Origin of the sequence: Streptococcus sp. HMSC068F04 (assembly GCF_001837455.1) — a bacterium.
GTDB classification, from domain to species: domain Bacteria; phylum Bacillota; class Bacilli; order Lactobacillales; family Streptococcaceae; genus Streptococcus; species Streptococcus salivarius_D.
The window spans coordinates 1-8,769 of record NZ_KV832519.1 but is presented as its reverse complement, the minus strand read 5'-3'; the positions used below and the strand labels follow the sequence as shown (position 1 = coordinate 8,769).

The 8,769-nt window shown below is 33.0% G+C and carries 6 protein-coding genes; all 6 read left to right on the top strand.

All coding sequences use genetic code 11. The features are described from left to right. Nucleotides 1-1,638 precede the first annotated feature (1,638 nt). Entirely contained in the window at nt 1,639-2,469 is an 831-nt protein-coding gene (locus HMPREF2571_RS08195; protein WP_021151484.1) for a ParA family protein, read from the top strand. After that, a complete protein-coding gene (locus HMPREF2571_RS08190; protein ID WP_070847697.1) occupies nt 2,453-2,977 on the top strand; it encodes a hypothetical protein in 525 nt (174 codons plus the stop codon). The genes HMPREF2571_RS08195 and HMPREF2571_RS08190 overlap by 17 nt, the downstream gene beginning before the upstream one ends. Nucleotides 2,978-3,686: 709 nt before the next feature. Beyond that, entirely contained in the window at nt 3,687-5,150 is a 1,464-nt protein-coding gene (locus HMPREF2571_RS08185) for a replication initiation protein (RefSeq protein ID WP_070847692.1), read from the top strand. Between the two features lie 189 nt (nt 5,151-5,339). Then, the gene (locus tag HMPREF2571_RS08180; protein ID WP_070847689.1) at nt 5,340-6,323 is read left to right on the top strand and encodes a tyrosine-type recombinase/integrase; all 984 of its coding nucleotides are present in this window, start codon (nt 5,340-5,342) and stop codon (nt 6,321-6,323) included. A 118-nt stretch (nt 6,324-6,441) separates the two neighbouring features. Beyond that, nucleotides 6,442-7,347, top strand: a complete 906-nt coding sequence (locus HMPREF2571_RS08175; RefSeq protein WP_070847686.1) for a DNA/RNA non-specific endonuclease — start codon at nt 6,442-6,444, stop codon at nt 7,345-7,347. 585 nt (nt 7,348-7,932) lie between these two features. After that, on the top strand, nt 7,933-8,769 hold an 837-nt coding region (locus HMPREF2571_RS08170), incomplete at its 3' end, for a leucine-rich repeat domain-containing protein (RefSeq protein WP_083320428.1).

Genomic DNA, 8,769 nt, shown 5'->3' with positions numbered 1-8,769 from the left:
CAAAACAAAAAAAGCATAACAAAGAAGCCGACAAGCCTTGTCTCTAAAAACAAGGTTTCTCGTGCCTATGGAAAACCATAGGAAACTTCTCGTTATGCTTTTATCTGCTAATAACGTTTGTTGTAGCCTTTCAAAAAATTAAAGGCAAATTATCTCGTACGTGTTGTTAAGCGTCAAGCCCCTTCTTCTGTCTGATGGCTTAACTGATAGCTAAAAGCGAGTACGCTCCCTTTTAACCCAATCAAACATGGGATACCTATTGCTGGGACAGAACCAGAAATAGCATCTCCTCCTCCATGCTTCTATTTTCTTTAGTCACGTGACCAAAGGTTCACCGTTTGAGGTGGTGGAAAAAATATAAATTAAACAATTTATGTCTTTAGTATAGCAAAGAGCAACTAACATTACAAGTTTATCGTTATTCGAATTATAACCATATATACTACTCTTCATTGTATTATATACTATACATAGTCTATAGTTTACAACACATTATGTATAGTCCACCAATAGTAATAAGCGAAGAATCAGTCGTCATGAAAAAGAAATACAAGATACATTGATAAACTATGTATCTTGTATCGTAAACAATCTTTATACTACTTTTAAATATAACTTATTAACCAATAAGAATATAATCATATATAGTTCTTTAATGTATCGTTCAATATGCATCGTATATTATCTACTATATACGATAAATAAAGAAACTACACATTATTCACATTACATAATGTATTAGGTATCGTCTTGTGATAGAACTGTTCTTATTTATTATATTAAATGAATGAATAAAGAATATACGATATAATACCTAGCAGTACATTACTTAACGATATATCTTACATCGTCTATAGCATACTACAAAGTTTTTCTTTCTTTGCACTACACTATATATAGTGAGGTTATGTATAGTGTAGTGTGTAATATTTTGTAGAAAGTCAAATATAGTGATATACACTATATATCGATACATTATGTATATTATATACGGAATAAATACATCGTCCAGAGTACATTCTTATGTTTCATATAGTATATAATGTATCGTGTATGGTGATGTGCGTTAATTTTCTTTATTTCCAGAAGTATTTTATAAAAGATATACGATATAATGCTTTGCATTACAATGTTTATTTATATACTATACATCGTCTATAATATACGATAAAAAATTTGCAATTTTTTTTGTTAGTCATTTATATATAGTAATGCTATGTATAGTGTAGTGCGCAAATTGTATTATGTTTAAGTTAGAACTCGAGCATAATACTATACACTATATATCAATACAGTATGTATTATATATCTTTGTATGATGCATCGTCTATTATATATTATTTTTTTTATATAATATATAGTGTATCGGGTATAACTCTTGTTGTTGTTTGATAGTTGTAATATGTTTTGTTTTTGAATAGTATATAGTGAACGATACACTATGTATTAGCTAATGCGTGATAACCTTTTTAGGCTATATTTTTTATATACTATACATAGTGTATCATGTATTGTTTACGATATATCTTACACAGTACTTGCTATTAGATTTCTATATGGTATACTTTAAGTAGTTAATAATATGTATCGCATTGTTATACATAGTGTATCGTACATATCGGATTGAAAGGAGTAGATATGGTTGCAAATACAATCGTAGTGATGGATGAAAAAGGAGGAGCAGCCAAAACGACATTAAGTTTATTATTGGCTCAAGCTCTAGGAAATGCTGGCTATAAAACGTGTGCAGGTGATCTAGATGGTCAGTGCAATCTAACTACGGCAGCAGGAGTGAACGAAGACGAACAAGAAGGGATTTATTCTGTACTAAAAAAAGAAGTAGAAGTAGCTGATGCCATTGTGCCAGTTGACGGATATGATCTGCTTCCAGGTAGTAAGCTCATGAAGAACTGGGAGAGTGAAGCTTCAGGACTAAAAGATAGGGATTTTCGTTTAAGGAACGTAGTTCAAGATATCAATGATTACTACGATTTTGTACTATTTGATACACCTCCGTTCTTTGGTGTTTCTACAACAAGTACCCTTTTTACAAATTCGAAAGTTTATGTTCTTATTCCTACTACACCTGATAAGTTTGGTATTGAAGGTGTAAAAGATACTATCGAAGATATTGAAGCTGTTCAAGAAGGATTTTCTTTCTTTGGAATTGATATTGTTATTGCTGGAATCGTTATCACTCAGGTTGATAAAGGGCCCGGCTTTAGTAAAAAATCAATTAAACAAGTCAAAGCAAGAGAAGCAGTAACAACTCTTGAGAAAATTGCGGAAGAACATAATACTAAAGTTTTTGAGCAATACTTATTTAATAATAAACAATACAAAGATATGATTGCTAATCAAGCAAATGTTTTTACAAATAGTGGCTATAGCATCCCTCAAAAACAAATCACAAATGTGATGAATGAACTAATTAAGACGATTGGAGAACACAATGGCGAAAAAGCTTAATACTATCCAACAAAGAAATTATAATAACCTTTTAACAGCTGTTGAATCAAATGATCGCAAAACAGCTAAAGAAGTATTTGACCGTTTTTTTAAAGGGAAAGAGATTGAAGAAGTAGTAATTGATAAACTTAAGGAGAAGCATGATATTACCTATCTAACTGAAGCAAGTGTAGAACCCAAAAAAGCTGCTGTTTCTCCTAAAAAAGCAAACATTGTTACTCAGAAAAAAGAAAAAAACAAAATTCCTACTAAACTTGAACCAGCAAAAACTCCTGAAGAAAAGGTGCGTTCAAATCTAAACATGACACAATTATCTATGTCTCGTTTTAGTGCATTAAGAGCTGTTTTAAATAAAAGAGACCTCAAAGGAGAAAATGGCAATTATCCTAAACGTGGGGGATCTGATAAGCTATTCACTGAAATGTTAGATCAGATGTACCAACTTCTAGATGAAGAACAAAAGGAATTGTTTAATACATTGGTAGAAACTGAGATGAGTTTTAAGTAATCTAGTTTAACATGTAGTTATCATACAAAAATGTAGGTAACTCGTATTGAAATCATTTTTTGCATACAAAAGTGTAGGTAATTACTACACTTTTTGTGTTGTTGTAATTTAGCATATAGTTGAGAGAGAAAATAGTGATGTTATAAAGCTTAGTATTATTAATTTTGTTTTAGTAATAATAGTTTAAATAGTATTAAGTAGTATTAAGTGGTTAATTATAGTAACTAAGTAGTTAATTATAGTTTAAGTAGTAGAACTCCTGAAACCCTTGCTATTACTGAGCTAAGCTTACCTTTATCCTATAAAACTGTATGTATATCCTACAAATTGGTAGGTATATCATATAATTTTGCATGAACGTCACACAAACTTGTATGTTAAGTCTACAAAAATGTATGTATGTCATATAAAATTGTAGGCGTATCCTACAAAACGGTATGTATATCCTATAAAGTTGTATGTTAAGTCTACAAAAATGCATGTATGTCATATAAAATTGCAGGTATATCCTACAAAATGGTTGTAAATTTTAAAAAATACTATGAAAATCAGAATATTAGTGATATAATGTCATACAAAAGGGTTGTAAATTAATATTTTTATACCCTGTCACATATTGCAGTAAGTAATTAGCTTGTAGTAAAATAATTACTTTTATTTAAAATACAACCAAAATGTATGATGAATGAACTAAGAGAGGTAGAAGCATTTGGTAGAGAATAGAGAGTTCAGAGAGATCATCAAATATGATAATAAGTTTACCCAAATGTTCCAACTTGGCGACCTTTCTCCTCTTCAAGAAAATATGATTTACTCTATATTTGGTGAGTTGCGAGATGTTTATGATGAAAACGAAGCAGCAATATTTTCTTATTCGAGTCTGGCAATGCTAGCAGGTAATACATTTTACAGTTCTAGGGAACAAAAAATTGTTCCTAGGACTGGTAAGCGATTTGAAACTACAGTTGAGGAACTAGAGGAAAGAATGACTAAAATTGTATATCGACATCCCGAAAAGGTTGTCGATGGTAAGGTTGTCTCTTACACCTCCATCCCACTGTTCAAGACCTTTAGAGTAGACCACGAAAATAAACTCATTAAAATCCACCTGTCTGATGCGGAATATACTGAATATGATGAAGTAACTACAGAAGATGGAGCAAAAGTAAAAGTAGCGGTCAGGCGTACAGTTAAAGACCTTTTTAACAACCCAGAGTGGGGTAAAAAAGCTAAGTACATTCAGTATGGACGTGACTACCATAACCTATTGAAGAGTAAGTATTCTAAACGATTATTTAGACATCTAGCAGACTGGCGTAAAACAGGTTTTGTAAAAGATACAGCTGAAGAACTAGAGCAAGAAGTTTTGATCTTGGATAGTCCAAGTTTACTTCGTTCGAAAGGTACTAAGCTGCAGCAAGCAATGGATGAAATCAATACGCTATTGGTTGATGAGCATGGACTTCCTGTAATACAAGATTTGACAGTAGAGCGAATCAAAAAAGGAAAATCAATTACCCACTATATATTTAGGTTTAAACCGTTCGATGACGATTTGAGACGTATTGTTGCAACAAACGATAAAGTCATTACCTTTGAGAAGAAGAAGGAGTTAGACTTCAAACGTAAGATGGCTATCGTGATGGAGAAATTCTACACTGTTTTTCCTAAAGGGAGCAAGGCTGACAACTACAATAATAAAAATCAACTCAAACGTTGGCTTGAAACAATGGACCATGAACTAGTTATTGAGGCGTTGGAAAGAACAGGAAGTGATGCAAACCGTACTTTCGGTTGGACAAGAACGTTGCTCAATAAATGGGAAGTAGCAGGGTACACAAAACTTTCAGATTTGAGAGATAGTCATCCAACTAATAAGGATAATCGTCCTTCAAATGTTCCAGACTGGTCTGAGCCAAACTATGAAAATGGAACGGATGACAAAGACCGTTTAGGACTAGTAGTAGTAGCAGTTAAATCAGCAATTAAAATAGAACTCTCAAAGACGCCTGACGAAGATAACAAGGCGGATATTAAACATTTAGCAGAGAAACTGTTGCAAGAGAAGCTGTGGGAACTTAAAGATAAAGGTTTAGAGTCACTGTCTGATAGCCACTTTGAAGAGACAAGAGAACAACTCTTGACTGAGATACTTGATTATTTTAAAGTATAACTTCAGATGTATTTTTGTAGATAGATTATATATATAATAGCGATACACGATGTATCGCTATTTTGTTTTAGAGATTATTTATACTAGTTGAATCTTAAAAAACATACATTTTTGTATGATATAATAGGTCTAAAAATATAAGTAGTAAACTTGTAGTTAATTGCTATCAGTGTTGAGAGGAGGGGAATCATGTCAAAACAGAAAGATAAATATCTAGCACTTAGAAGGCAATTACCAGAACTAATAGACGAATATATAGCTTACCTTCAAGTAGATATTGAAGAACCTTCTCCCAAAATGGTTGAACGTTTGTCAGTGATTCAGAAATTTTTAAATAGCTATGCAATTTCGATTGATAAAGAGGGTGTCTCATTATCATTGACAGACTTAGAGAAATTACCACGAGAATTTGTTCAAAATTATTTGGCAAATTTACGTCTGAAGCCAGCTGGAAAAAGATTTATTCTCTATACTTTAGCAGGATTTTGGAATTATCTTACGAATACCTCTTTTACAATTGAGAGAGGGATGCCGTTGTTTTATCGTAACGTGTTTAATGAATGGAAGATTGTTTATAAAGAGAGTTACCACAACATAATATATTCCGAATCAAAGAAGAAGACTATTTTGTATACGCAGCAAGAGCTCGAAGGGTTGCTTGATTTCATGGCAAACAGTTATGTTACAACGCTACCAACTCAGAAGAAGGCTGATAATTGGGAAAAGGAGAAGGAGCGAAATATTGCTATATTTGCAATCATAATTGGTACTGGAGCAAGTACTCAAGAAGTTGTTAACTTGACAGTCAGGGATATTGATATGCGTAAAAAAGGAATTTGGGTTGTTAGAAACAATGAGAAACAATTTATCCGTTTTCTTCCTTTCACAATTCCTTACATAGCTCCATTTGTTAAGGAACGACGTGGACGCTGGGACTTAGACCCTTCTATACCGTCATTATTTTTAACCATGTTGAAAAAGCCTATGGGGAGAAATACAATAGGTCATTTGGCAAAGAACATTGGACATGCTTATGGTAAGGTAATCACTCCTAGCATTTTAAAAGACAGCCACGCCTCTATTGTTTATAAAGAGACAGGTGATATTAAGAAAGTTGCTGAAATACAAGGATATAGTTTAGATAAGAATCACCTTATAAGATTTATTGATTGATAGTATGAACTTATCTCCAGATTAGTCAAAAGGCCACTTAAGGTCTTTTTTATGTCACTGGGTTACGAATAGTCACTCCTAAGTCTATAATGAATTTATAGAGAATTAAGGAGGTCTTATGCTTAGAAAAAACAATGAGAAAAGAGGTTGTCTTGGCAGTCTGATTTGGATACCGATAGCTATTGTTGTTATGTTTTGTATAGCTGGATATGGTATGTCCCAAGGAATTAATGTACCTGGTATTTTATCTAGTGGCTTTAATGTTATTAGTAAAGGAGAGCATGCCAATTCAAGTGATGTCGGAAAATTATTTGGGAAATTTATTCCCAAGTCAGAATCTTCGGAAACAGGAAACTGTTCTTCTAAAACAAGTGGTGTAAAGTCTGATGCTTTCAGCTACAGTCCATTGCCTTTTGAAAACCATAAGCTAATGGTCAATGGAAATTTGGATAGTCTTGGTAGAGCAACATATGGTCACATCAGACTAAAGTATTCGGACAAACCACAAGATGATAGGGAAAGTAAAATTAATGTTGATCCAGTCGGTTGGCATAACTATCGTTTTAAGTACGAAGATGAGCACGGAAAAGTCAAAAAAGCTTATCTGATGAATCGTGGGCATCTTATTGGTTATCAGTTTTCTGGATTAAATTCTGAAATCAAGAATCTAGTGCCTATGACACGCTATTTGAATGCAGGAACGATGTCTGATAGTAAAACGGATGCTAATAATCCAAACGGTATGCTATACTACGAAAATGCACTAGCCAAATGGTTGAAGAAAAACCAAAATATGTACTTAGATTATTGTGTTGTTGCAAACTATACTGGCAATGAGCTAATTCCAAGAACTGTAACGCTTTACTGGACGTCCTTTGATGAAAATGGTTCACAGTATGGAGTTGAACTATCAGAAGAAGGATTAGCAACAAGTGATGGAAATGTGAGTTCGGTCACACTTCAGAACGTTTCAAAGAATGCTAATATTAACTACTTAGATGGTACAGCCACAAGTAATTACTAACATTGACTGTAGGATGTTTTATGCTACAATAAGAATCAGCGTAAGCGTTTGGACATAAAATAAAAAAGACAAACATAGTTTCTAATGTTTGTCTTTTTTATATCTAATGTTCGAATTATTTGATAAGAAAACATTAAACGGCGTAGCTAAAGGAAATGTAAACGCTTGCTAAAAACAAATTTTCATAAAAATCATCCTTTTAAAAAGTAGGATTATGTTAAAATACTAAAGAGGTGTAAATTATCAGATTATTTCAGACGTACAGTGTAATTTGTAGATATTTCATAATTTTACGGCCTTTCAAAAATAGGATTTATTTTATTTGTAAGTAATGAAAAGTTTGAGAACAATTTAGTCACATTCTACTTCAACGTATAAGTATTAGTTTAGGTGACGGCAAAAATTAATTATCCTACCATATTTGAATAGAATTTTTTGAGAAATGGTTTAACCTTTACTTTGTATAGCACAGACTTTTCTGGAAAGGAGTATTAAGACAGATTTTACGAAGAATAAATAATTTGATAATCAAAAAGACACTCAAAGAGTAACTTGAAAGATATTATTACAATAGGAGATATTTGAATGAAGGAAGTTTTAAAACTAAGAAAACGCCGAACAGGCCAATGGGTAACTGTTGCTGGTATGGTATTAATTGGTGCGTGTATGGGAATCGGGAATGCAGTGGTTTTTGCAGATGATGCTCAAACATACCCGATTGAGGCATCAGATAGTAATAAATTTAATTTAACGGACTCCCCCTCTCCTTTAAGTAGTGAAAATTTAGGAACAAATAATCGGGGGCATGAGGTAGCTACTTTACCAACTACAGGACAGGTTGATTCAAGTGACAAAACCACACCAGAATATTTGATGAGTGAATCGTCAACTGTTTCTTTAGTTACAAGTGATGTGGCGACTACAGAGACCTCAACCTCAGTATTGGCTAGTCTTTCTGAAGTCGTGCCAACTAAGACAACTGACAGCTCTGAAACGCTAGTGCCATCAACTTTGTCGGAAGCTCCAAAGCATGCACCAACTTCTGAGGGGGCAGTAGCTGAAGTTAAAATCCAGTCTGAAACACTAGTAGAACATTCTATTAATAGTAATAACGAAGAGGAAAGTGGTGATAATTTAATTTACGATATACACAATCAAGAAGTTACAATTACTGATATCAAGCGAAAAGAAACGATTAAAAAACTTATAATTCCACAAAAAATTTCTAATTATAGAGTTACTGAAATAGGTTCTGATGCTTTTTCAGGTTCTAGTTTGAGTGAAGTTGTATTACCGAGCACGTTAAGGAAGATAGGCAATTATGCTTTTAGTGGGACACAGCTGACAAAACTTACCCTTCCAGAAGGCGTTACTGAAATAGGGGTAGGTGCCTTTTCAGGTTCTAGTTTGAAGGAAGTAGTG

Excerpts from the sequence above, each read along its gene's own strand:
- HMPREF2571_RS08190 (WP_070847697.1), top strand. The coding sequence starts at position 2,453 with ATGGCGAAAAAGCTTAATACTATCCAACAAAGAAATTATAATAACCTT.
- HMPREF2571_RS08180 (WP_070847689.1), top strand. The coding sequence starts at position 5,340 with ATGTCAAAACAGAAAGATAAATATCTAGCACTTAGAAGGCAATTACCA.
- HMPREF2571_RS08195 (WP_021151484.1), top strand. The coding sequence starts at position 1,639 with ATGGTTGCAAATACAATCGTAGTGATGGATGAAAAAGGAGGAGCAGCC.
- HMPREF2571_RS08175 (WP_070847686.1), top strand. The coding sequence starts at position 6,442 with ATGCTTAGAAAAAACAATGAGAAAAGAGGTTGTCTTGGCAGTCTGATT.